18 protein-coding genes and 8 pseudogenes are annotated in these 24,518 nt (G+C 57.9%); 17 read left to right on the top strand and 9 right to left on the bottom strand.

The annotated features are described in order from the left end of the window. Positions 1–22 precede the first annotated feature (22 nt). The 10 genes and pseudogenes from ACX3OW_RS18880 (at position 23) to ACX3OW_RS18835 (ending at position 6,575) form a co-directional block, all read left to right on the top strand. Positions 23–1,025 (top strand): annotated as a pseudogene (locus tag ACX3OW_RS18880) (SulP family inorganic anion transporter). Next, positions 913–1,197 carry a SulP family inorganic anion transporter gene (locus tag ACX3OW_RS18875; protein WP_459097380.1) on the top strand — a complete coding sequence of 95 codons (285 nt, stop codon included), beginning with the start codon at positions 913–915 and terminating at the stop codon, positions 1,195–1,197. The pseudogene ACX3OW_RS18880 and the gene ACX3OW_RS18875 overlap by 113 nt, the downstream one beginning before the upstream one ends. Further along, positions 1,100–1,498, top strand: a complete 399-nt coding sequence (locus ACX3OW_RS18870; RefSeq protein WP_459097337.1) for a sodium-independent anion transporter — start codon at positions 1,100–1,102, stop codon at positions 1,496–1,498. The genes ACX3OW_RS18875 and ACX3OW_RS18870 overlap by 98 nt, the downstream gene beginning before the upstream one ends. A gap of 265 nt (positions 1,499–1,763) precedes the next feature. After that, positions 1,764–2,087: a glutathione S-transferase C-terminal domain-containing protein gene (locus tag ACX3OW_RS18865; RefSeq protein ID WP_459097336.1), complete on the top strand. Its 324-nt coding sequence runs from the start codon at positions 1,764–1,766 to the stop codon at positions 2,085–2,087. Then, positions 2,084–3,067, top strand: a pseudogene (locus tag ACX3OW_RS18860) (mandelate racemase/muconate lactonizing enzyme family protein); the annotation flags it as partial. The gene ACX3OW_RS18865 and the pseudogene ACX3OW_RS18860, both read left to right, overlap by 4 nt. Positions 3,068–3,120: 53 nt before the next feature. After that, positions 3,121–3,372: pseudogene (locus ACX3OW_RS18855) on the top strand (ISL3 family transposase); the annotation flags it as partial. Then, a pseudogene (locus ACX3OW_RS18850) lies at positions 3,368–3,551 on the top strand (IS21 family transposase); the annotation flags it as partial. The pseudogenes ACX3OW_RS18855 and ACX3OW_RS18850, both read left to right, overlap by 5 nt. A 987-nt stretch (positions 3,552–4,538) precedes the next feature. Next, complete coding sequence (locus ACX3OW_RS18845) at positions 4,539–4,754, top strand: hypothetical protein (RefSeq protein ID WP_459097335.1); 216 nt, start codon at positions 4,539–4,541, stop codon at positions 4,752–4,754. A gap of 165 nt (positions 4,755–4,919) precedes the next feature. Then, positions 4,920–5,465 (top strand): annotated as a pseudogene (locus ACX3OW_RS18840) (thiamine pyrophosphate-dependent enzyme); the annotation flags it as partial. 99 nt (positions 5,466–5,564) lie between these two features. Beyond that, positions 5,565–6,575, top strand: coding sequence for an alpha-ketoacid dehydrogenase subunit beta (locus ACX3OW_RS18835; protein WP_459097379.1), 1,011 nt, complete (start codon positions 5,565–5,567; stop codon positions 6,573–6,575). Between the two features lie 165 nt (positions 6,576–6,740). Here ACX3OW_RS18835 and ACX3OW_RS18830 read toward each other — a convergent pair. The 3 genes and pseudogenes from ACX3OW_RS18830 to ACX3OW_RS18820 all read right to left on the bottom strand — a co-directional run bounded on the left by ACX3OW_RS18830 (position 6,741) and on the right by ACX3OW_RS18820 (position 11,450). Then, positions 6,741–8,288, bottom strand: a pseudogene (locus ACX3OW_RS18830) (ISL3 family transposase). Between the two features lie 322 nt (positions 8,289–8,610). Further along, a complete protein-coding gene (locus tag ACX3OW_RS18825) occupies positions 8,611–9,795 on the bottom strand; it encodes a MalY/PatB family protein (protein ID WP_459097334.1) in 1,185 nt (394 codons plus the stop codon). A gap of 50 nt (positions 9,796–9,845) precedes the next feature. Continuing rightward, positions 9,846–11,450, bottom strand: a complete 1,605-nt coding sequence (locus tag ACX3OW_RS18820) for an ABC transporter substrate-binding protein (RefSeq protein ID WP_459097333.1) — start codon at positions 11,448–11,450, stop codon at positions 9,846–9,848. A gap of 150 nt (positions 11,451–11,600) precedes the next feature. Here ACX3OW_RS18820 and ACX3OW_RS18815 point away from each other — a divergent pair, with 150 nt between their 5' ends. Further along, positions 11,601–12,260: a TetR/AcrR family transcriptional regulator gene (locus ACX3OW_RS18815; protein WP_459097378.1), complete on the top strand. Its 660-nt coding sequence runs from the start codon at positions 11,601–11,603 to the stop codon at positions 12,258–12,260. 23 nt (positions 12,261–12,283) lie between these two features. Here the strand turns inward: ACX3OW_RS18815 and ACX3OW_RS18810 are convergent, their stop codons facing one another. After that, on the bottom strand, positions 12,284–13,963 hold the full coding sequence (locus tag ACX3OW_RS18810) for a hydantoinase B/oxoprolinase family protein (protein ID WP_459097332.1): 1,680 nt from the start codon (positions 13,961–13,963) through the stop codon (positions 12,284–12,286). A gap of 37 nt (positions 13,964–14,000) precedes the next feature. Then, on the bottom strand, positions 14,001–16,106 hold the full coding sequence (locus ACX3OW_RS18805) for a hydantoinase/oxoprolinase family protein (RefSeq protein ID WP_459097331.1): 2,106 nt from the start codon (positions 16,104–16,106) through the stop codon (positions 14,001–14,003). 235 nt (positions 16,107–16,341) lie between these two features. On the opposite strand from ACX3OW_RS18805, the gene ACX3OW_RS18800 reads away from it, so the two are divergent. The 5 genes from ACX3OW_RS18800 (at position 16,342) to ACX3OW_RS18780 (ending at position 20,816) form a co-directional block, all read left to right on the top strand. After that, positions 16,342–16,956 (top strand): DsbA family protein, encoded by a 615-nt coding sequence (locus tag ACX3OW_RS18800; RefSeq protein ID WP_459097330.1) that lies wholly within the window; start codon positions 16,342–16,344, stop codon positions 16,954–16,956. A gap of 28 nt (positions 16,957–16,984) precedes the next feature. Next, on the top strand, positions 16,985–17,968 hold the full coding sequence (locus ACX3OW_RS18795; RefSeq protein WP_459097329.1) for an ABC transporter permease: 984 nt from the start codon (positions 16,985–16,987) through the stop codon (positions 17,966–17,968). A gap of 73 nt (positions 17,969–18,041) precedes the next feature. Beyond that, a complete protein-coding gene (locus ACX3OW_RS18790) occupies positions 18,042–18,896 on the top strand; it encodes an ABC transporter permease (protein ID WP_459097328.1) in 855 nt (284 codons plus the stop codon). Then, the gene (locus ACX3OW_RS18785; RefSeq protein ID WP_459097327.1) at positions 18,893–19,876 is read left to right on the top strand and encodes an ABC transporter ATP-binding protein; all 984 of its coding nucleotides are present in this window, start codon (positions 18,893–18,895) and stop codon (positions 19,874–19,876) included. The genes ACX3OW_RS18790 and ACX3OW_RS18785 overlap by 4 nt, the downstream gene beginning before the upstream one ends. Before the next feature lie 4 nt (positions 19,877–19,880). After that, positions 19,881–20,816, top strand: coding sequence for an ABC transporter ATP-binding protein (locus ACX3OW_RS18780; protein WP_459097326.1), 936 nt, complete (start codon positions 19,881–19,883; stop codon positions 20,814–20,816). A gap of 110 nt (positions 20,817–20,926) precedes the next feature. Here ACX3OW_RS18780 and ACX3OW_RS18775 read toward each other — a convergent pair whose 3' ends face one another. The 3 genes and pseudogenes from ACX3OW_RS18775 to ACX3OW_RS18765 all read right to left on the bottom strand — a co-directional run. Continuing rightward, entirely contained in the window at positions 20,927–21,190 is a 264-nt protein-coding gene (locus ACX3OW_RS18775) for an IclR family transcriptional regulator domain-containing protein (protein WP_459097325.1), read from the bottom strand. A 62-nt stretch (positions 21,191–21,252) separates the two neighbouring features. Continuing rightward, positions 21,253–21,675 carry a helix-turn-helix domain-containing protein gene (locus ACX3OW_RS18770; RefSeq protein WP_459097324.1) on the bottom strand — a complete coding sequence of 141 codons (423 nt, stop codon included), beginning with the start codon at positions 21,673–21,675 and terminating at the stop codon, positions 21,253–21,255. Positions 21,676–21,749: 74 nt separating this feature from the next. Next, a pseudogene (locus tag ACX3OW_RS18765) lies at positions 21,750–22,745 on the bottom strand (IS3 family transposase); the annotation flags it as partial. An 84-nt stretch (positions 22,746–22,829) separates the two neighbouring features. Here ACX3OW_RS18765 and ACX3OW_RS18760 point away from each other — a divergent pair. Beyond that, on the top strand, positions 22,830–23,861 hold the full coding sequence (locus ACX3OW_RS18760; RefSeq protein WP_459097323.1) for an IS110 family RNA-guided transposase: 1,032 nt from the start codon (positions 22,830–22,832) through the stop codon (positions 23,859–23,861). Positions 23,862–24,106: 245 nt separating this feature from the next. On the opposite strand, the pseudogene ACX3OW_RS18755 reads toward ACX3OW_RS18760, so the two are convergent. Continuing rightward, positions 24,107–24,454 (bottom strand): annotated as a pseudogene (locus ACX3OW_RS18755) (transposase); the annotation flags it as partial. Positions 24,455–24,518: the final 64 nt, after the last annotated feature.

The following is a 24,518-nucleotide window of genomic DNA, read 5'->3' as shown; positions in this document are numbered from 1 at the left end:
AACGCTGTGCGGCGGACTCCCAATGCGCTTGACCAGCTTCTTTGCGATTCTCAACTGGGGTGGGCGGTTTAGCCGGCAGACGCTTACCAGCGACCTAATCGCGGCGGTCATCGTGACCATCATGCTGATATCGCAATCGCTGGCCTATGCGTTGCTTGCCGGCCTGCCCCCGGAAGCGGGTCTTTACGCTTCGATCCTGCCGCTGCAGGTCTATGCGATTTTGGGGACATCCTCGGCGCTGGCAGTCGGTCCGGTAGCCGTTGTCTCGTTGACGACCGGCGCGGCGGTGGGCTGCGTCGCGGCGCCGGGCAGCCATCATGCTCGCCTTACTGTCCGGCGGAATGCTGACGTTGATGGGCCTGTTCAGGCTTGGCGTCCCCGCCAATTTCCTGTCCCACCTGGTCATCTCCGCCTTCATCACCGCTTCGGGGATCATCATCGCCACCAGCCAGGTCGGCGGCCTTCTAGGCATTCGCACCGAAGGCCACGCCATGCCCGAGCTCGTATTGTCCATCATCGGGAACATCGGCGCCATAAATTGGTACACTGTTGCAGTCGGCGCAGTGGCATTGGCGCTCTTGCTGTGGGTACGCCTTGATCTTAAGAACTGGCTCAACCGCCTGGGCGTATCCAAGCAATTGGCGATCTTCATGGTCCGCGGCGGTCCGGTACTGGTCGTCTTCCTCACCATGGCGTGGTCGACGTTGATGGAACTGGGAGGCAAAGGCGTGTCGCAGGTCGGTGGCGTCCCGCAGGGTTTGCCCCCGCTGTCCCTTCCCAGCTTCAATCTGGGCGTCATGCAGCAACTTTTCGTGCCAGCACTCATCATCTCCGTAGTCAATTTCGACGCTGGCGCCGCCACCCGGCCGCCGGTGCGTTCACCGCCATCGGCATTGCCGTCGCGACGCTGCTATCGCCCCATTCCTTGCCGTCCTGCCCAAAGCAACGCTGGCCGCCACCATCGTCGTAGCCGTGCTGACGCTGGTCGACTTCTTCATCCTCAGGCGTGCTTGGTCCTATTCTAAAGCCGATTTCGCTACGGTCGCCATCACCCTGGCTGGCACCCTTCCGCTCGGCGTCGAGGCCGGGATTTCGCTCGGTGTCGGCGCGTCGGTCCTGGTCTTTCTTTATCGTGCCTCGAACCCATTCCGCCATCGTCGGGCAGGTGCCGGGTACAGAGTATTTCCGCAACGTTAAGCGCCACCAGGTCGAAACGGTCCCGGGCGTCCTGTCCATACGCATTTACGAAAGCCTGTACATCGCCAATGCGCGCTATCTGGAAGATCTTCTGACAGACCAGGTTGCCGCCAATCCGGGTTTAAGTGACGTCGTTCTCATGTGTTCGGCCGTCAACGCCATCAACATGTCTGCGCTCGAAAGCCTCGAAGCCATCGAGAATCGTCTGAACGACCCGAGCGTGCGCCTTCAAAGGCCCGGTCATGGACAGGCTGAAGGACACCGAGTTTCTCGACAGTCTGTCCGGGCGCGTCTATATTAACCAACACCAAGCCATCCGCGCCATTCTTGATGATCGTAAGTAGAGGCAATGGCGCGAGAAAGGCGCCTGTGTAGGCGAATTTTGTCACTACTGCACAAATCACGTGCATCGCCAAGCGGTTAGACGAAGCCCGCCATTCTCGACAGGTGGTCTATCATCTGACAGCCGTTTCGAAGGCCAGATATTCCCTCGCTCAGGACCTGCTCGCTGGACCGCGCTCACTCGGCAGGCGCTCGCTGACGGGCTCCTCGATGCGGCCCTTCTCGTGCGCTACGAGACAGTGGTCTGCCCGACGCAGTTCCGGTGGGACGACTGGCGAACCGGGCAGTTCGGCAAGATCGAAGATGCACTGGACCGTATGAATGACGGTGTAGCCGCGCTGGAAACGGCGTTCGACATCGCCGGAATAAGCGTCGTGTCGGCGTTCGGCTACCTGGACTCCCGGTTTGCCGATCTCGACTGGCGCCATGGCCGCGTCCCCTTGGCCGGCTGGTTCGCGAAGGTTTCGCTCCGTCCGTCCGTTGCCGCCACCATACCCATTGACGGCTCCAAGGGGCCGCTGCAACCCAGACCACGAGTTCCGAAATGAGAATCGAAAAGGTAGAGTCGCTCCTCGCGAGTGGCGCCCACTTCGTCCGTATCACCACCGATACCGGCTTGGCCGGCCTCGGCCAGTCGGGCCTCTGGGCCTATCCCGAGGCCGGCCACGCCATCGTTCAGACGTTCGACCGCTACCTCGTCGGTCAGGACCCGCTGCGCACCGAGCATCATTGGCAGCAGATGTACCGCATGGGGCCGTTCCGCGGCTCTGCTCTGGGCGGAGCCCTGAGCGCTGTCGACATCGCTCTTTGGGATATCAAGGGGAAGCACTACGGCGCTCCGGTCTGTTACTTGATGGGCGGCAAATGCCGCGACAAGGTCCGACTCCATCTGCTGCTCTGGTCCACGACGCCCGAAGAGCTTGCCGCCGATATCACGAAAGCGGTTGCCGACGGCTTCACAGCTGTCAAATTCATTCCGTTCCCGGACGATTTCGCAAGAATGAACTACGACACGTTGGTGCGTTATGTCGTCGACATGGTGGCTACCGCCCGGGAAGCTGCGGGCAGTGGCGCCGACATCATCGTGGAGCTGCACCGGGGCTTCACGCCGCTGCAGGTCGACGCGATTTTGTGCGAAATTGCCAAGTTCAATCCACTTTTTGTCGAAGATCCCATTCAGATCGACAGAATTACCGCACAGGCCGATATCGCACGGAAGTTTGGAACGCAGATCGCCAATGGCGAGCGCCTAAACACGATCTGGGAATTCCGCGAGTTGCTCGAGCGAGGCGGCCCCCAGTTCATCCGGCCGGACGTCGGGCTGGCGGGCGGCCTCACGCATTGCAAAAAGATCGCGGCCGTCGCGGAATCCTTTTCCAGCCCGGTGGCGACGCACAATTTCCTGGGTCCGGTTTTGACGGCGGCCTCCATCCACTTGGCTACCTGCATCCCCAACATTGTCACTCAAGAATATTCGATGTTTGATGAGTCGGAAGCGTCCGCGGCATTTCGGTCTTCGTTGCGGCGTTCGGGCGGATATGTGGATGCGCCGTCCGAGCCGGGCCTGGGCGCGGAAGTCGCTCAAGAGGCATTCATAGCCGCTATCTTCGGATCGTTTCCGACCTGCCTTGTGCCGGTCGTCGTGTTGAACTTCGCCTTATGGCCCGGCGGTTCGTTTGCGACGCGCCATTCTGTCGGCGGAAGATCTTTGCTGAGCGCTTTGCCGATGGCGTTGTGGCAGAGCAATCACGACGGTCGTCGCGGCTGGAACGTATAGTCCATTATCTCGGGGTGGCACTTGGAGGACGGCCGGCGGCAAGCTTGGCCCGACGCCCACGATCGAGCCTTCGCCTTCTTCAAGGGCCCCTGCAGCCGCGGCATCTACGACAACATGAAGACGGCGGTCGATACCATCCTGGTGGGCGGAGCGTGTTTATAACCGCCGGCTCCTGCAGATGTGCGGGCATTATCTGATCGATCCTGTCGCCTGCACGCCGGCCTCGGGTTGGGAGTCTGTCGATATCCGCTTCGGAGATTCCAGACGGTACTACGGACGACGCTCACGCACGTGCGAGCGAGACTTTGGGGTCGATGCGGAAGAATATGAAATCGGCCTTTCCTGCATTGCGGTGCCCCTTGGTGGTAAAGCTCGATGCTTGTCTTGGGCATTTCTGCGCCGACTACGCGGTTCAAAGAGAAGATGGATACCTATCTCGCGATTCTGAATCATATCGCGGCAAATATCATCGATATATGATGCGGACATATGTATTTGACAGATTCCCTGAGGTTTCCTAGAACCTTCCTATTACGGAGGGACTAATGACTACCCATTTCCCAAATAAGCGTGTCCTGGTACTGGCTAGTGAGCTGGGAGCCCTGCACTTGTCAGAGCTGCTTGCCCGCCGGGGAGCCAAGGTCGGATTAATTGTCCAGCGGGGCACCCACCTTCAGCCTCCCGGAGACGACATAGTCTCCCGCTATTCTTGTGTCGCTCTAGACTTGCAGCGGCCCGAGGCCCAGGGACTCGTTCTGCGGCTGGCTTCCCAATATGAACTGGTCATCGACGGCACAAACGCGGCCCTACCGGCCTCTCCCACCACAATGAAAATCCAATACGCGATTCATAGGTGGGTCGGGACACCGGACGCAGCCTCCGTCGAGAGCTCCGGCGCGTCAATGCTTCTCAGCCTTGCGCTGGCTGGCCTGGACGAGCAGAAGGCCATCTTCACACCCTATGGCCCTCTTCGTGCCCCCCAAGATTTACCGGGTCCTGCAGTCCTTTCATCGAGGTCCCTGCTAGAGCAACTCGGCTTGTCGCAGAGTGAACTTCTTTGCCTCGAGAGCGAAGCAATTATCTGAGAATGGCGCTCAGAACAAACCCCACGACTTAGGGGTGCTTTGCCAGAAATGATCATAGTATGTTGTCATTGCAATATCGTGACAATTTGGCCAATGTTTTGTCATATACCTAAAATTTACGTAGCCGGAGTTGCCCCTTGACCATCGCCGCCAGAACGAGTCCACCCGCGCTCCCAATTTCTGAGCACAACTACGCCAACGATGCGCTGGCAAAAATCGCCTTTATTCGTGCTTTTGAAGCCAAGGCCCAGTTTCTCTCTGACCAGAACCCGCCCGAAATCGTTGGCTCGATCCATCTCTGTGCTGGCCAGGAAGCGGTAGCGGTAGGAGCCATTGCCGGCCTGCCCGGGTGATCAGGTTCTGGCTACCTATGGCGGTCACGGATGGGCACTTGCGTCTGATCTCGATCCTTATTCGATCATGGCGGAACTCTGCCACCGCCGGGACGGCATCAACGGCGGCAGGGCAGGTTCAGCTTATTTCATGGCTCATAGGCGAAAACTCTATCGTCGGCAGGCACGACAATCGCCTGTGGCGTGGCTTTGGCAAACCCCCATGCCCAAAACGGTCGGATCGTTGTCGTCACCATCGGCGACGGCGCCATGAACCAGGGCTCGGTACACGAAGCCTTCGCCTTTGCGAGCGCCAAACGCCTGCCGATCATCTTTATTGTTGAGAATAACGATTGGTCCGAGCTGACAGCGACGGGCGACATGTTCCGCATTACCCGCCTGGCCCAGCGCGCCGCCGGTTATGCGATGCCCTCCGTGACGGCCGACGGCACCGATCCGATTGCCGTTCGCGACTCCATCGCCCTTGCGGCGGAAAAGGTGCGCTCCGGTGAAGGTCCTTGCCTACTCGAGTTCCGCGTGCCTCGTCTCTGGGGGCACTACAACTACGACATACAGCACTATCGCAGCAAGGCCGACCAGGATGCGGCAACGTTCCGCGATCCGCTTAAGACTCTGGGCGATCGTCTTGTCGCCGCTGGCTTCATGACGCCGGCTGAGGTCGAAGCCTCCATTGCCGAGCAGAACCTGAGCGTGGACCAAATCGCCGAAAAGGCCGTCAACGGCTCCCTGCCAGATCCGGCAGTTGCCCACCTGCACGTAACCGCTCGCGGTGAGGGCAAGGGCGCGCCAGCAATCCTCGAAACGCGGGAAATGAAGTACATCGAAGCCCTCAACTTTGCCATGCGGGAGGCTTTGGAGAGCGATAGCAAGGTACTGGTCTTCGGCGAAGATGTGGGTAAGGGAGGTGGCATCTTCGGCGGCTCCCGCTACCTGCAGCGGGATTTTGGTGCACAGCGCGTCTTCGACACCCCGATTGCCGAAAATGCCATCCTGGGCAGCGCGGTGGGCGCTGCGATGCAAGGTCTCAAGCCGGTTGTGGAGATCATGTGGGCCGACTTCATCTTCGTGGCCCTTGACCAGATCATCAACCAAGCTGCCAATGTCCGTTACATCACGGGTGGCGCGACCAGTGTCCCTATGGTTGTCCGCACCCAGCAAGGCGCGCTCCCAGGCTCATGCGCGCAGCATTCCCAGTCGATTGAAGCCATCTTGGCGCACATACCCGGGGTCAAGGTCGCCCTGCCTTCGTCTTCTGACGATGCTTATACCCTGCTCAAGGCCGCTATTGCTGACCCCGACCCCTGCGTGGTCATCGAAGCCAGGGGCCTCTACCAGACCAAGGGACCGGTTCACATCAGCGACCGTGCAGAGCGCGCCGACATGGCCCGGTTGGCTCGATCAGGCGGTGACTGTTCCATCATCACATGGGGCACTATGGTCCCGCGCGCACTGGAGGCCGCGCAATTGCTGGAAGCTAGGGGGGGCGAGGCCGCCGTTCTCGAGCTGCGTTGGCTTAATCCGCTGGATGAAGAAGCTATCCGGAGCGCCGACAAGGACAGCAACGGGCGCGTGCTGATCGTGCACGAAGCCGTCAGGTCCGGCGGATTTGCCGGCGAACTGGCAATCCGTATTGCAGAGCTTCTCCCAGAAATGAAGCTCACCATCCACCGGCACACCACGCCGGACGTTCGCATACCTGCTTCACCAATCTTACAGCAGGCCTTGCTACCGCGACCCGAAACCATTGCGGATGCCTGCGCACAGGTCCTCACCGCTGCAAGGAGGCAGTTTTCATCTTATATTGATGCTGACGCACAATAGTTACAAAACGTGGGTTCAAATGACGGGGGAGTATCGATGATGGGTCATACGGCGATTATCACTGGCGGCATGGGTGGCATCGGCTTGGCAACGACCAAGCGGCTCCTCGCTATGTGTCATTAGGCGTGGAATAAGGGCTCTGACGCACATTCGATGATCCCAGGCTCATGTCGCTCCGATCAGTCTGGCCTGGAGCAGGTCAAGCTTGGCGCGACCGTACATCTGACGTTTAACGAGCTTGAGCTTGTTGATCTGCCCTTCGACCTGACCGTTGGACCGTGGCTGGGTGATCGCTGCGCGGATGGCGCATTTATCATTGGTGATCCCCCTGGCAAAGGATGCGATCAGGCTGGGGCTAGCCTCGGCGATCCACGGATCGAGTTGGGCGATATCCTTCTTGCGGATCATAACGTGGAAGTCGTCGACGATCCGACGCGCCTCTGCAAGCATTGGAACGCCGGTCTCGATGGCAGCGACAGTGACGGTTTCTGCCTTGCTCAGGTGATCGCGAGCGGTGGTCATCAACCGCGCGATGGTTCTGGCGGACGGCACCCTGTGCAACTGCTGAAGTCGTCTCGGCTCGCCGGCGGCGAGTCGTCCATTCACCCACAACGCGCAAAGAGCCCCGGAAGCCTTTCCCCCTCAGCTGGCGCCACAGTTCGTTGCAGGAGCCTGAACGCCATTGCTCATCCAGCCAGGGCAGCCAAGGTTCCAGCGAACTCTGTCGGACCCGGAATATCTCGGTGGGCTGACCGCGGATGACCTGCCGCACGAGTTTCCGGCTGTGGCCAGTCAGTCGGACGATCTGCTTGATCGCAATTCCCTCGCCGGCAAGCTTGAGGATCGCCTTGCTCGTCTCCTCGCGCCGGACATAACCATCATATTGCAGCCTCTCGGCCGAGGTCAGCAGTTCGGGGTTGATTGTCGTGGCGGCGCCAATTGCGGCCCGGATCGACCGCATGGACTTGCGCACCGCATCGGTGAAAGCAGCACTGGCATTTTCCATCAAGTGCCACGGTCGGCAACCTGGATTGCTTTGGGCAGCGCCCTTGCTGCCGCAGCGCCATATCCGCCACCGCGATCACGGGAGACGATGTTGATTTCCGGATGATCGGCGAGCCAGGCCGCCACAGTGGCGATTTCCCGATCGGGCAACAGTGCTACGATCCGCCGCCGCTCCAGGTCGCAGACGACGGAACCGTACCGATGGTTCCTGCGCCAGGCCCAGTCATCAATGCCGACAACCTTCAGAACCTCAGTTGGCTGGCGGGCCCGGCGCCGCACCACCCTGAGCAGCGTGTCGTTGCTGACCGGCACCATCAGCCGCCGGGCCAGGCTTGCCGCCGGCCGTCCTCCGAGTGCTACCCCGAGATAATGGACGATACATTCCAGCCGCGACGATCGTCGCGATCGCTCTGCCACAACGCCATCGGCAAAGCGCTCAGCAAAGATCTTCCGCCGGCAGAAGGGCGCGTCGCAAGCGAAACGCCGGGCCATCAGGCGAAGTTCAACCCGACGACCGGCACAAGGCAGGTCGGAAACGGTCCGGAGGTAGCGGCTATGAATGCGTCTTGAGCGAGTTCCGCACAGCGGGCAAAGCCCCTCAGGCTCCGCCGCCCGCGCCAGAACGACGATCTGCGCTTCTGTCTCGGTTATGCTTTCGACGACCAGTCCTGCCGGGATCAAGGATGAAATCCGTATATTCATCGCCATGGTGCTGATTCCTCTTCGAAAACAGCACCACCTCGCCACCAAATATCATCGAGAGTGAGAGCCCTTATCCGGCGCCGATTGACAAGCAGAGCCGTCTTAGCGACCTGCTGCCGTGGAACTACGCCACCAACGTGTGATCGGCACAGCGCTTACGATCAAGTCGGCGGCCTGGGCGTCTTCGTAGGCACAATTCGCGCATGGTCTGGCCTGACTGTCGTTTCGGCCAACAGTAAACGCGCCAGATTAGGAGGGGGGCGGGCGCAGGCCTGCTCCGTTTTTTCGAAAATGAAATCGACTTGGACCCAAACCCGCCATTGAGCTGTCAGGCGGTCATGTTGGAACGGGTTAAGCGGACGATACGATCAATTTTTTCGTCCAGAATGGCCCGCGACGTTGCAAAGTTAAGGCGAACGAAGCGTTCGTAATGTGATCCAAAGTTCCTTCCATCGCCGCCAGCAACCTGCGCGTTGTTGAGAAGCTGCTCATAGGGGGGCGCGCTAGTTTGCAAGCAGCCAAAATCGACCCAAGCCAGATAAGTAGCCTCGGGCCTGTACATACAAACGTCAGGCACCTCGGCACCAAATCGCGCCATCATATGATCGCGGTTTGCTTCAAGAACGGAGATAAGCTTTTGGCACCAATCTTCGGACTCCTCCCAGGCAGACAAGGTGGCAAAGGTACCTGGTGTTGCTGGCGTTCCAAGCAACATTGGGGGAATGCGATGCTGAAATTGGGTCAAAAGCTCGCTTGACCCGAAGTGCATCACCGCAGTGCGTAGACCTGGGATATTGAAGCTCTTGGTTGCTGAATAGAGGGTGATGGTCCGATCGGCTGCCTCTGGAAACATCAGCGCGAAAGGAACATGCTTTCGACCATCCAGCAAGAGGTCGGCATGAATCTCGTCCGCTATAATGACAATGTCGCGGGCGATCGCGTGGTCTACGATGGGTGCCAGTTCTTCGCGCGAGAAGACTCGGCCGGTGGGATTTTGCGGGAGGCACAAGAGGAGTATCCGGGTTTGCCCCCCGATCGCAGCGCGGAACTGCCCGGAATCGATCTCGAAGCGGAGCCCGGTGTCGAGCATCGGGTTGAGCACCGCGCGGCGGCCCGATTGCGCCACGATCGAATGGAATGCGGGATACGCTGGGACTTGGAGCGCCACGCCATCTTCAGGATTGGAGAAAGCGAGAATTGACGCCATCACCCCCTGTACCAAGTCATTGACGATAACAACCTTGCTAGGATCAGCCCCAGACCAACCAAACTTATCGGCCATGCGGCGGCAATAGGCATCTGCCAGCAGCGCGCTGGGACTGCCGGGGCCACGGGTGGAGTAGCCATATTGTTGGCCCGAAACAATTCGCTCCATGGCCGAATGGATTGCCGGGGCCACAGCAAAGTCCATTTCGGCTGGATTTGAGGGGAGTACTGTCGGCTCAAAGCTTGACCATTTCGCGTTTTGGCGAGCGCGCAAGAAATTGGGATGAAGATCTTCGATGTCGGTCATATTACGGTCCCAAGTGATGCCGGGCCTCGCGGGGAGGCCCGGCCAAAAGGTTAGGCGGAAATGTAGGCGGAGGAGAAATTACCCTCAAAACCAGAGGCAGTGTCGGCCAGTCCGTGACAACGGGTGTTATGGATGGTCTCGAAAACTGGCATCACGAGATTGATCGTAGGGACCTCCTCCATGATGATGTCCTGGATGCGCATCCATTTTTCGACGCGTTGCCCATGGTCCGGGTCAATGGCCGCGGCCTCCAGCAGAGCGTCAACCTCGGGATTGCTGTAGTGAGTGGCGTTCGAGTACGGCACGCCCTTAATGAAGTTTTTGGACCAGTAGGTGCGCTGCACACCGACCTGCGGATCAAAGAGGGGGCTGAGTGACGCCAGTTGAATTTCAAAATCACGGTCGGTATAGACTCGTTTCGCAATGGTGCCTTGGTCCTGCCCCCGCGCGGTCACTTCGATGCCAATGCGGCCTAGGGTAGCGCGCAAATATTCGGCTAGGCGCTTCACGATGTCATCGACGTAGTAGTCGATGGTGACTGTGAAACGCTTGCCGTCCGCGCCGGCGGGGTAGCCTGCCTCATCCAGTAGGGCTGCGGCTCGATCGAGCGCGACCGGAAAGGGACTGGGCTTGGGATTGTGGAATGCAACTACACCGGGAACGATGGGTGAATGTGCCGGCACAGCCTTGCCAAAATACACAATCTTGCAGATTGCTTCTCTGTCGATGGTGTGGGCAATGGCCTGTCGGACCCGGATATCGGCGAATTTCTCCACATCGAGATTGAACTCCATGCAGATATTGTTGGGCGGAGAATATTGATAACCATTGGGCTCAAACGCAATTGTCGGCAGTTGCGCAAGGCGATCCACATCGTTCAGTGAGATGGGTGTGCGGAAACCCACGTCAAGCTCGCCCGTTTCAAATCCGATAGAGCGCGCTGCTAGGTCGGGGATGAAGCTCGCAATAATGCCATCCAGGTAGGGTTTGTCTTCGTCCCAGTAGTTCGGATTGCGCTCATAGACTGCATGGCTCCCGCGCACCCATTCCTTGAAGATGAAAGGCCCCGTGCCGATTGGTGCGATATTTGCTGGGTTCGTCGCAGGGTCAGTGTCCTGGTAGATATGTTTGGGAACAATGGGTGACTCAGCTGCCGAAAGTGCCTTCAGCATAAAGAGGGTCGGTTTGCTGAGTTTGATGACTACGGTGTGGTCGTCAGGCGCTTCCAAACTTTCGACATATGCAAAGGTCGTTCGCCCCCGTGGATGTACCTTCTTGAGAGTCTCAAGGGAGTAGATGACATCAGCGGCGGTAAAGTCCTGGCCGTCATGCCACTTTACGCCTTGCCGGAGTTTGAAGTTATAGGTCAGTGCGTCTTCCGAAATGGTCCATTCAGTCGCCAGTTGCGGCTGGGGGTTCATGTCGAGGTCGAACTGAAGCAGACCTTCTGTGACCTTGGCACTCAAGGGAAGGCAGGAGGTGTTGGCGAGCGAGACCAACATTGGAGGCTCCCAACCGGGCAAGATGGTCATGACACCCCCAGACGGGGGCGGTGAGTCCTGGGCGAGCGCAAAGCTGGCGCGAGTCAGGGCTGCGAGGCTTACAAAACCCGCAATGAAAGTGCGACGAGAAAATCCGCGGCAATGGATTTGCATGGTGGTCTCCCTTGAAGAAAGTGAACGTTAGACGAGGTTCTATTTTTTTTTGTGCGATAAGCGCTACAAATACTGACTTGACCGATGGCCGCTGCGCCTCCATGTAAAAGTGAACATACTCAAAAAAAATTGGAGATCGAATTGGACAAGGTGGCTAGGACAGCGTCTCGTCGCGACGATCCGGAAGTCCGCGAGCCCAAGTTGGGTAAGCGCGAGGAAAACAAACTGCGGAAGCTTGCCAAGATCGCCAAGGCGGCGAAGCAGGTTCTTTCGAAGAAGGGGTTCGAAGCGGCAACAATGCAGGACATTGCAAAGGTTGCTGGCGTCGGCATCGGGACCCTTTTTCTCTATGCCGATAACAAGCGTGACCTTGCCTTTCTCGCGGCGGCGGAAGACTTCGCAATAACGCTCGGAGAGGCGCGAAAGGTGCCAACCACCGAGCCTTTCGTCGATCAGGTCGTGGATTGCGTGCACCAGAACTTTGTTCTGCACCACAAAAACCCGGAAATGGCCAAGATTATTCTCACGGAGTTCCTGTTTTTCACCGGGAAGCAGGCGCGACAGTACGGGGGAGGTATCGTTGCGATGAAGGAAGAAACGACACGCCGTGTGCAACTTTGCCAGGCCCGCGGCGAACTGGTGAATACCGTGCCAGCAGCCGAGATAGCAGACATCACATACTACCTCTTTCAAGGTGTGGTGCGGCGTTGGGTACAGGGCGGTGCGATCCACGTAGGAGAGGGACTGGCGGCGTATCATCGCGCGCTGACGCTTACCCTCACTGGATTGATGGTGCGGTCCGCCAACTAGCGATAACCGGCGGACTGCACGTGTCATTCGGCCGCCTTCCATGCTGGGATGGAGACAAAGCCATAGACTGTTGCAGCAGCTTCCGAAGAGATTAAGCCAAGTTCAATATCCCGCTCCACGGCCTGCCGTTCCCTGTCTCGTGGAATGCCGTTCCCTCCGGCTCCAGGGGAGTTGATATGCAGACGCTCACCGGCCTCAATGGTGTAGGTGCCCTTGCCGGCGAGTTGCTTTCCTCCGCCTAGGTGGAGCGAGCCTTTTTCGCCGTCAGCGCCGCCGTTTACCCCCCTCGCGGCGAAGCGCGTCCGCTCATAGGAAGCAAAGTACGTGAATGGCTCAGGGATGGAGTTGGCGAGGATCATTTCCTGGCCTAGGCCTCCTCGATACCTTCCGGCCCCCCCGCTGTCCTGACGATACTGCTTCCGCCACAGGACGACCGTGGACATCGATTCGAAGATCTCTACGGGTCCCCCACGGACGCCGCTTGGAAAGCCAGTGGCAGACAGGCCGTCGCGGTAGGGAAGGGCGCCCATACCGCCCGTGGTTACGAGGCCAACGCGGAAGGTATCGCCATATATTGGTGGGCTGGTGCGTGGTCCCGAGCAGTCTAAGCCCCAGAGGCAACCTGCACCTTCTGCTGGAACGTCGTCTGGTAGCGCCTGGCGTAAAGCCCCGAACACGAGGTCGGGCAGGTTGATACCGACAATGTGACGGGCAACTACCGCCGCGGGCTTTTGCGCATGCATGATTGTCCCCTCAGGCGAGGACACGCGGATCGGTGCCAATGATCCCGCATTGTTGGGAATTCCCTTGGAAACGATGCAGCCAATTCCAAATGAAGTGTAGGCGAGCGTGTAACAGATCGGCACGTTGATATTTTGCTTCACCATCGGAGACGAGCCGGTGAAATCAACATCAATACCATCCTGAGAGATCGTCAGGGCGGCCCTGAGACAAATTGGATCGTCATAGCCGTCCAGCCACATCTCTGAATGCCAAGTGCCAAACGGCAATGCACGAATGTTGGTCAGTACCGCTTCCCTAGAGGTGGTAATGATATGGTCTGCAAGTTCGTCGAGTTCGGTGATTTCGAACTCGTCCATCATCATATTGAGACCAGCATACCCCACATCGTTGCAGGCGATCATGGCGTACACATCGCCTTCGGTATCGATAGGCAAACGGGTGTTGGTCCTGATCATGGCCATAAGCGTCTGGTTGACCATACCCGCTTCGACGAGCTTAAGGATGGGGATGATCAGCCCTTCCATATAGAAGTCAGTCGAAGACGTTGGTCCCAGCACGCCGCCGATGTCCATCAGATGGCAATTGCAAGCGAAAAGGCCCACCAACTTGCCGGCGCGGAACACGGGCGTGGTTATGCAAAAGTCGTTGGTGTGCCCAGTTCCGAGCCATGGATCATTTGTAATGTAGACATCACCGTCCTGCATTGTTTCGGCAGGGTGGGCTGCCAAAATGTGACCGACGTTTAGCGCCATCGTATTGATGTGGCCTGGCGTACCGGTTACCGCCTGGGCCAGCATGCGGCCCTTGGTATCGAATACCCCTGCCGCCAGGTCGCCCGATTCTCGCACAATTGTGGAAAAGGCAGTCCGCTGTAGGGTTTGAGCCTGCTCTTCAACAACTGCGATCAGTCGGTTCCACATGATTTGATTGTCGATGAGAGAGACATTGTTGCTGCTCATTGAAAATGTCCTTGCCACTTAAGAAGGTTGGAGAGGCTCATGCGACTTCTTCTGACGTTCGTCGGGCTTTTCGTTGCATGACGATCGCATTCGACGCGTCAATCCAGGCGTCGAAACCTTCAGTGACAAAGGTCGAAGTCTCGGTTTCGTTGATAATCGCTGGGCCGGCCATCCGCTGACCCGGCTTCAAATCACCGCGACGGTAAAGGGGAACGTCGATATGCACGCCCTTCCGACCGTCGAAGAACTTGCGGGTGGTGGAACTTAGTGGAACGTCGGTAAGCTCAAGCGATGCAATAGCTTGAGGTAGGGTGGGCACGGTGGAAATCGAAACGGACCAAGCCATGATTTCGATCTGTGCGAGAGGAATAATTCGCTTGAAAAGCGCCTTATAGTCGGCTTCGAACTGATTGCGAAGGTTGATTGCGTCCTCGGCCCCAAGTACGCCGTCAGGTATTTCGACCGGGATTTCCTGCCCTTGTCCCAGGTAGCGCATATAAGCCACACGCCGTTCCACAAGCGGAGCGCCGCGGGCGGCACTTTCGACCCAACTCCGAATGAAATCGCTTGTTTTCGCGAGCAGGCTGTTGGCCGCCACTGCGTCAAAAGTGTCGAGGCGCTGATGTCCTGACTGCACCACTTCATGGGAGATTGGGGCCGCCAGGAATCCTACCGCTGACCCAACGCCCGCATTGGGCGGCACAATCACGCGTTGCGCTCCAATCTTTTCGGCCACTCTGGCTGCATGCAGAGGGGCGGCACCGCCGAATGCGATGACTGTGTGCTGGCCGGTAACTGCCCCGCGCTCTGCGGCATGGACTCGAGCTGCGCTGGCCATATTCTCGCAGACCGTTTCATAGACAGCGTACGCAGACATCTCGGCGCTAAGCGAAAGAGAAGCTCCAATCTTGCTGGTGAGAGCCGTTCGGGCCTTTTCCGTATCCAGCGTGATGGAGCCGCCCGCAAACGCCTGTGGATCAACCAAACCAAGCACAAGATCGGCATCCGTAACTGTAGCCTGAGTACCTCCGCGGGCGTAGCAGGCTGGGCCGGGGACAGATGAGGCGCTCTCGGGACCGATGGCAATGCGATTTAGGGAGTCGATGCCGGCGATTGAGCCGCCGCCGGCGCCAATCTCCACCATCTCGATCACAGGGATGCGCAGTGGCAGGCCGCTCCCCTTTAGAAAGCGGGCTGCGCGATCGACCTCGAAACTGCGAACCGTCTCGCTTTGAAAGTCGTGGATGAGGCTGACCTTGGCGGTCGTTCCACCCATATCGAAGGCAAGCACTTTCTTTTCGTTGAGGCGCGCAGAAACCTGAGCGGCGAAGATCGATCCTCCAGCGGGCCCGGATTCAACCAGCCGCACGGGGAAACGCCGCGCCGATTCAACAGAAGTCAGGCCACCTCCAGAAGTCATAAGGCAAAAAAAGCCCGTGAAGCCGCGGTCACATAAAGCGACTTCGAGCCGGTGGAGGTACCCACTGATTAGTGGCTGAACGTAGGCGTTTCCAATGGTTGTGGAGGTGCGCTCATATTCGCGGATTTCAGGCGAAACCTCGTGGCTGAGCGAGACCGTTACTTCCGGCAGGTGCCGTGCGAGGAGTTCCCTAACAGCGAGTTCGTGGGCGGGATTGGCGTATGCGTGAAGGAAGCAAACCGCAACGCTTTCAATGCCCAGGACCTGCATATCTCGAGCGGCCCCCACGACATCGGCTTCCGCTAATGGCAACAATACGTTTCCATGAGCATCCATTCGTTCACGGATCGTGAAGCGAAGAGGGCGCTCGACGAGCGGCTTCGGGCGGACCAAGGCTAGTTCGTATTGATCGTACCGGCTCTCGCTGCCGATCTCTACGATGTCGCGAAAGCCATCCGTAGCGATGAGGGCGGTCTTAGCGCCTCGGCGCTCAATAATTGCGTTGGTTGCCAATGTCGTGCCGTGCACGAAAGTGGCGATCCCTCCGATGGATTTATCAGCGAGGTGCAATATCTCGGCGATCCCTGTGAGAACGCCCTCTTCCGGACGCTCTGGGGTGGTCAGCACTTTGGTGGTCCAGCGGCGTGCACCTTCCTCCAAAACCATATCCGTGAAAGTGCCTCCTACGTCGGCGGACAGGCGAAGTTCTAGCGTTTCGATCATCAAACGTTCCCTTGATAACGCAGGCGGGGTAGCCCCCGATGTTCCAGAGCAACAATCATGAACATCTTCAGAAATTGCAATAGCAAATTTGTGCAGGCGGATCGATGATGTCGCAAAAACGTGCTTAGTAGCCACGTGCAGTGGCTTCTCTCCCCTTATGGCATTGCCTTGGCCAACCAGAACGTGTTGACAGGTACATGAATGTGTTCAATATTAACAAAAATAGGAGGTGGTCATGCCTGAAAAGATCGAGTATTATTTCTCCATAAGCTCGCCTTACGCCTATCTCGGCTTTGACCGCCTTTGCGCCCTGGCTGCGGAGTTCGACCTCGTTATCGAGCCGTACCTCATCACCATCATTGAGGCGAATGGCGCTATTGCCCTGAAGAATCGTGCGGCGGCCCGCCAGACCTATTGGCAGAAGGATTTGCGGCGCTGGGCGCGGCATCTGAATAAGCCCGTAGTTCTGGAGGGGCGGCCTTCAACAGACTGGGTGCCAGCTTCATATATGGTCATCGCTGCCCAGCTTGATGGGCTCAACTGGAAGGGCCTCGTGGCGGCCATGCAGGAACGTTGGTGGGGTCATGCAGATGACATCGGCACCCCTGAAGTGCGTCAGCGCATTGCTTTTGAGGCGGGCTTTGATGGCGCTGCACTACTGGCACGTGAGCAGGATGACGACGTCCAAGATAAGTGGCGGTCCAATTTGATTCGCGCGCAGGGGAAGGGGGTCTTCGGCAGTCCTACCTACGTATACCGGGACGAACCATACTGGGGACAAGACAGCCTGCCATTTCTCAGGCTGCACATCGCAGGCGAGATGGTTCCCGAAGCATTCAGCGGTGCTTGACGTCTAAGCTTGGCCAATTGGAGGACACATGGCATACGCCCCTATCGTGCGAGTAATTGGGAAAACAACCCTGCAAGCCGTGCCTACGATTTTTGGCGTGGTTGTGCTCAATTTTTTGCTCCTCAAGATGCTTCCGGGAGACGTTGCCGACACAATCGCCATGGAGGCGGGATCGGCGACGGTGGAGTCGATGGCAGCCATCCGGGAGCGGCTTGGACTCAACCTCGGTCTTTTTGACCAGATCGTGCAGTATCTAAGCCGTCTTGCGCACTTCGATCTCGGAGTTTCAGCTCGTTTGGGCGTGCCGGTCACTGAGTTGATTCTTGATCGACTGCCAGACACGCTCATGCTTGTGATTACGGCGCTATTTTTCGCCTTTGTGATCGGCGTCGTCCTGGGTTGGGTGATGTCGGTATTCGCTGGCAAGTGGCCCGATCGGCTCATTTCGTTTGTGCTGATGTTTGTTTACGCAATGCCCGGGTTTTGGCTGGGTTTAATGTCAATTGTGTTGTTTTCTGTCGTGCTCGGCTGGCTTCCGAGCAACGGAAACGCGACGGTCGGCGCTGGCTTGACCGGGTGGGCGTCAGTCGTTGATCGAATGCTGCACCTTGTCATGCCGGCATTCGCACTGTCCCTGTTCTACGCCGCTGTCTACGCCAGGCTTACGCGCGCGAGCATGCTGGAAGTGCTTCAACAGGATTTCATGCGCACGGCGGCCGCCAAAGGGCTGCATCCGATTGCGATGCAGTTTCGGCACGCTCTGCGCAATGCACTAATTCCCGTGACAACAATGGCTGGCATGCATCTCGGCAACATGTTGGGTGGCGCCATGGTGGTGGAAACTGTTTTCGGCTGGCCGGGAATGGGGCGTTTGGCCCTGGACAGCGTCATGAACCGGGACTTCTCCATCTTGCTGGGCATTCTCCTCCTCTCGTCCATCATCGTTATCGTCGCCAATGTGGTTGTCGATATAGTGCAATCTTGGCTCGATCCTCGTATCGACCTTCGCTAGACGGAGCGGTCTTTTGAATTCGCAACCTTCCATGGAGACCTCATCGGTCATCCGAGTGCCTCCCGCAGAGGTAATGTCGTCCAGCCGAGATCGGTCGCGCACCTGGCGTGCCGTCCGCAAAAATGTTCCTTTCCTGATCGGTGTGGCTTTGCTGGTCGCCACTTTTGTTCTGGCGGCGTTGGCCAACGTCATATTCCCCGGAGATCCGCGAGATATGGTGACCATGCCCCTAACTTGGCCGTTGACCGACATGCAATACCCACTTGGCAGTGGCTCCCTAGGTACGGACCTCGCCAGCGGGCTTGTTCATGGCGCGCGCGCATCCCTGCTGGTGGGGGCTTCAGCTGCGTTGGTGGGGCTGGTCATCGGTGTTTTGGTAGGGGCAATTGGCGGTTATTTCGGTGGGGTTGTAGATGACGTCCTCGTCCGCATCACCGAACTATTCCAGACCATCCCTACCTTTCTCCTTGTCATTGTTCTGGTGGCCATTGCCGGTCCGACGCTTCCAGTGATTGCTGTTGCTATCGGAGTTGCGACCTGGCCCACCGTGGCCCGCTTGGTGCGGGCAGAGTTCCGAACTTTGCGTAATACTGATTTCGTCATGGCCGCCCGCAGCCTCGGTTATGGCACACTGCGCATCATCTTCGGCGAGATACTGCCGAATGCGTTGCCGCCGATTATCGTCGCAACGTCCATGCTCGCGGCCAATGCCATCCTCACTGAGGCTGGCTTGTCGTTTCTCGGCATGGGCGACCCCAACCTGATATCATGGGGATCCATGATATCCGATGGTCGATCACTGCTGCGTTCGGAATGGTTCGTAGCGGCGCTGCCAGGTGCAGCAATCACACTGACTGTATTGTCGTTGAATCTGTTGGGGGATGGTCTCAACGACATTCTCAACCCGCGGTCCGGGAGCAACCGATGACTAACCCAGTCCCAGTGCTTGATGTGTCTGATCTGTCCGTCGGGTTTTCCTTTGGCCCAACCGTGCACGGCATCTCATTCCAGATTCAAAAAGGTGAGATGTTGGCTCTGGTCGGTGAGTCCGGATGCGGTAAATCGCTGACCGCCCTTGCCATCATGCGTCTGCTGCCAGCCGGCGCACGGATTTTGCGCGGCCAGGTCGTGGTGGAGGACGTGGACCTCGCCACGGTGTCTGCACAAGAACTGCGCCGTCTCAGGGGCAACCGGATCTCCTTAATTCTGCAGGATCCGATGACTTCGCTAAATCCGGTCCTGACTGTCGGTGCTCAAGTAGCCGAGGTCATCCAGTGTCATCAGAAGATATCCCCGCGGGCGGCACGATCGAGAGTCATCGAACTCTTTGATCTGGTGGGTATTCCCGATCCTGGGAGGCGCTATGATCAGTTCCCCCATAATTTCTCTGGCGGAATGCGTCAGCGCGTTATGATCGCCATGGCGGTAGCCTGTAATCCGACGCTCCTAATCGCCGACGAGCCGACAACTGCTTTGGACGTGACGATTCAAGCACAGGTTATGGATCTTCTGAATCGTCTGCGTCGCGAGTTGTCCATGGCTGTCCTGCTCATTACGCATGATTTGGGCGTTGTTGCGCAGTGGGCAGATCGTGTCGCGGTCATGTATGCTGGTAGGATTGTCGAGACCGCCCCGGTGGGCCGCTTCTTCACGTCACCACAGCACCCTTATTCTCTGGGTTTGCTCAACTCCTCGGTCAGCAATGGCGATGGTGGCTGGCACTACACCAATCACCGTTTGACGGAGATCAAAGGCTCGGTCAATTCCGCCGGGAAAGCTACCGGCTGCGCGTTTGCGGCTCGATGCAACAAAGTCTTGCCAGAGTGCCACACAATTAGACCCGAACTGGCTGTGCTGGAAGATGGCTGGCTAGCGAGCTGCCGCCGCGGCCAAATAGGCAAGGAGTAAAACCATGATCCTGCTCAGTGTTGAGGACCTCAGAGTCACCTATAATCAGAGGGGAGGGACCTTCCAAGCGATCGATGGCGTAAGCTTTTCATTGGAGAAGGGCGAAACTGTAGGCGTCGTGGGGGAATCTGGTTGCGGCAAATCCACGCTCGGCAAGGCCGTCCTTCGACTAATAGAAACGTCAGGAGGCGCAATCAGCATTGACGGAGAGGACATTACTGGCCTTGGCCATAACGCTATGATGACCAAACGGCGTCGGATGCAGATGGTGTTTCAGGACCCCTTCGCTTCCCTCAACCCCCGCCAGACGGTAAAGAGGCTTTTGGACACGCCGTTGCGTGCCCATGGTGTCAGGGATGGAGACGAGCGTCGCCGCCGCATCTCATCGATGATCGACAAGGTTGGCCTTCCACAGGCCGCCCTTGAGCGTTTCCCGCACGAGTTTTCCGGTGGTCAACGGCAGCGTATCGGTATCGCGCGCGCGTTGATCCTGCAGCCTGACCTTTTGATATGTGACGAACCAGTTTCTGCTCTCGATGTTTCAATTCAGAGCCAAATTTTAAATTTGCTGACCGATCTAAAGGCCGAGCTTGGTCTATCCTACATATTTATTAGCCACGACCTATCAGTAGTTCGATTTTTCGCGGATCGGGTGTTCGTCATGTACCTCGGGCGCATCGTTGAATCCGCCGACTATAAAACCCTGTGGCGTGAACCGCGCCACCCGTATACGCGCGCACTCCTTGCTGCAGTGCCAGTGCCACGCCCCGGCCCGCGAACTTTCGCAGAGAGCATTTCCGGCGAAATATCGAGAAGCGTCGCTAGTGGTGGCTGCAGGTTCTATAGCCGATGCCCGATGGCCCAGCCTATATGTGCACTCGACGATCCGGCACTGCGTACGCTATCACCTGGCCATCAGGCAGCGTGTCACTTTGCGTGACACGGCTGTCTGATGGTAAGCCTCCGGCGGAGAGCTCACCGGATGCTTACGTCTGATGCCCAATGTTTGCGCTCTAATCGCCTGCCACCGCTGCACCGACCTATTGAAGACTAGGAGCCTGCGACTTGCCTGAGCAAGGCGACATACTTTTCCAAATTAGAGCGAACGCGGTCTGCTGGTCCGGAAAGCCCAACCGCGAATTGGGAAGGAGCGCGGCCGAGCGGAACTGCGACGCATGTCATTCCGGTCGCATACTCTTCATCGTCGATAGATATCAACGTTTTGCGGATTGATTCCAGCTCCAGCATAAGCTGATCGAAAGTGGCAATGGTATGGGGCGTGCGGACTGTCAGCGGATACTTTGCGATGTACATCGATGATGTCGTTGTCAGTACTCATCGCTAGCAGAAGTTTGCCACTCGCACGGGCATGTGCATCACCCGCCCTGCCAGTCGGCACCGCGGCCGCCTGTATCGGAGAGCTGCCTTGAGCGTTGGCTAGTTACAACGATTTCTCCATCAATCCAACCAACCATGTATGCGGTTTCGCCGGTAAGTTCCGCAGCCAACTCTGTAAAACGTCCCATCTGATCGGGAGCAGCCATTTGGCGCCTATAGCCATTGACCAGCGTTGATACGGCTAGCCCCAGCACATAGGAACTACCGCCGGCCTTTCGCAACATGTCCACCGATACGAGGGTGTGGAGCTGGTGGTAGACAACTTGGCGTGGCAGGTCGAGTTCAAGGCTAAGGTTTTTGGCCGAAATACCGCCGGGGCCGTGTCGGGCTACGGCGAGCAAGATTTCCACCGTCCTTGCTGCCGATTGGACGCGTGGCGCTTTGGGCCCCAGTTTATCCACTGTCCGTCGTCAGATCATTTGGCTCAGTTTTGGTGTCGGATTAGCGGAGTGTCGGCCTCGTCGTTGGGTTGATGTTATGCGGCGATCTTGCGGTGTTGCAAGCGCCGATTCGGGATGGTCTGGCGTTTGATCCTTTCGCGCTGTTTGATGATGGCTGCGGTCCTGCCGAAGTAGGCGTCGGCTGGCGTCACGTTGTTGAGGCTCTCGTGGTAGCGCCTGTGGTTGTAATGCTCGACGAAGGCGCCGATCTGGGCCTCGAGGTCGCCGGGCAGGAAGTAGTTTTCGAGCAGGATGCGGTTCTTGAGGGTCTGGTGCCAGCGCTCGATCTTGCCCTGGGTCTGGGGATGCATTGGAGCGCCCCGAACATGGCTCATGGCTTGGGCCTCGATATAATCGGCCAGTTCACCGGCGATGTAGCTGGGGCCATTGTCGCTGAGCAGGCGAGGTTTGTGATGCACATGGGCCTGATCGCACCCTGAGGCCGTCAGCGCCATGTCCAGCGTGTCGGTCACGTCTTCGGCGCGCATGGTGCTGCACAGCTTCCAGGCGATGATGTAGCGCGAGAAGTCGTCGAGCACGGTGGACAGATACATCCAGCCCCAGCCGATGATCTTGAAGTAGGTGAAGTCGGTCTGCCACATCTGGTTGGGCCGTACCGTTTTGGTGTGGAACTCGTTTGCCGCCTTGATCACCACATAGGCCGGGCTGGTGATCAGGTCGTGGGCCTTGAGAAACCGGTAAACGCTGGCTTCCGACACGAAGTAACGCTTCTCGTCGGTGAACCGTACGGCCAGTTCCCGAGGGGAGAGCTCGGACTGCTCCAGCGCCAGCTCGATGATCTGGTCATGGATGTCCGCCGGGATCCGGTTCCACACCCGACTGGGTGCCGATGGTCGATCCTGCAGCGCCTCAGGACCGCCACCGAGATAGCGATCATACCAGCGATAGAAGGTCCGTCGTGGGATCCCCAGTCGGTCCAGGGTGCGTTTCGCCGGCAGGTGCGACTGCTCGACCAGTCTGATGATCTCGAGCTTTTCGGATGCGGGATACCTCATTCTGGCTCGTCCCCATCGCGATCATGCTTATGGAATGGCTCGCCCCTCCTTCCTGGCGCATCATCGCCCAGGATCAATCAAGCAAGAAGGAGCAGAGCAATGCAGATCGCAATTTTGGGTATCGACCTTGGAAAGAACAGTTGCAGCTTGGCCGGCTTCGATGCGACTGGGCAAGTTGTGATGCGTCGGCGCATGAGGCGCGAAGGCCTTATAAATTTGGCCTCGAGCCTGCCAGCTTGTGTTGTTGCAATGGAGGCTTGTGGTGGAGCTCATCATCTCGGGCGTCTGTTTCAGAAACAGGGTCATGAAGTTCGGCTGATGTCTCCAGAATATGTTCGCCCTTACGTCAAGGCGCAGAAGAATGATGATCGTGACGCCGAAGCGATTGCGGAGGCTGCCAGCCGCCCGACGATGCGTTTCGTTGAACTCAAGAGCGAAGAACAGCTCGACATGCAGATCTTGCATCGCGCACGTGATCGGCTTGTCGCTGAGCGCACAGCGCTGATCAATCAATTGCGGGCGGTCTTGTTGGAGCGTGGGATCACCATGCCCCAAGGTCGCAAAATATTGGAAACCGGCCTGGCTATGCTGCTGCGTACAGACGTTGCTTCGATCAGTCCCAGAACCAGAGTTCTCATTGAGGATATGCAGCATGAGTGGTGTGAATTGGATCGTCGTATCACGGCATTTGACGAGGAGTTCAAGGTCTATTCCCGCTCGGATGAGGCTTGTCGGCTTCTGACCACGATCCCGGGCGTCGGCCCGCTGAACGCCACGGCCTTCGTCGCGGCGATCGACAATGCGCAGACATTCGGCCGCGGCCGGGATCTTGCCGCTTGGCTTGGTCTGGTGCCCCGGCAGATGACAACTGGCGGCAAACCAAGGCTCTTGGGGATCAGCAAGAGAGGAAACGGCTATTTGCGAAAGATGCTGATCCATGGCGCGCGAGCGGCGTTGCCAACGCTGTCAAAAGGCCAGACAATCCTTGGAAGCTGGTTACGAAACTTGCTGGCAAGAGCTCATTTCAACAAGGTCGTTGTCGCGTTGGCTGCCAAGATGGCGCGGATCATCTGGGCTGTGCTGCGGAACGGGACAGCTTTTGAGCTGGCGGTAGCGGGGGACCTTGCTTAATCAAAAACGGTCACGGATGGACGAAGTCTGAGACCTTTAATGTCTGTGGGTGGATGTGTGAAGATGGCCTGACAGTCGAACGGCATTTCGAAAACCTGATTAAAAAAATGGCGAAAATCGCCGTCATGCTTATGAGGATCGGGATGCGCGGAGCTCCATCTTGGCCAGGATACGTTCCTGAGACCGGATACGTTGGTGCAGATTGATTAGCCAAATGAACAAAACGCTTGCAGACGGGGCGAGCCATACGTTTTTTTGAGCAGACGGTTTTCCAGCGTCAGATCGGCAACGCATTCCTTTAGCGCACTGGCCTCGCGGCGCAGATCCTTGACCTCATCACTGGTGGCAGCGCGCGCCGTATCACCAGCCAGCCGCCGCTTGCCCGCCTCCATAAACTCCTTCGACCAGGTGTAATACAGGCTCTGAGCGATCCCTTCTTTGCGGCAAAGCTCGGCAATACTGTCTTCGCCGCGCAGGCCGTCCAGCACGACCCTGATCTTGTCTTCAGCTGAAAAGTGCCGCCGGGTCGCCCGGCGAATGTCCTTCACCACCTGCTCGGCAGGCTTCTTCGTGTTCGAGGATTTGGTCGTCATCTTGGTTCCTGCGTCATGCGACGAGACCAAAACACTCCTTAATTCTCAACCCTAATTCTGGGAC

It is taken from the genome of Devosia sp. A449, from assembly GCF_054489375.1.
Note: the sequence above shows the minus strand (reverse complement) of the source record. Positions and strands in the feature narration are given on the sequence as shown.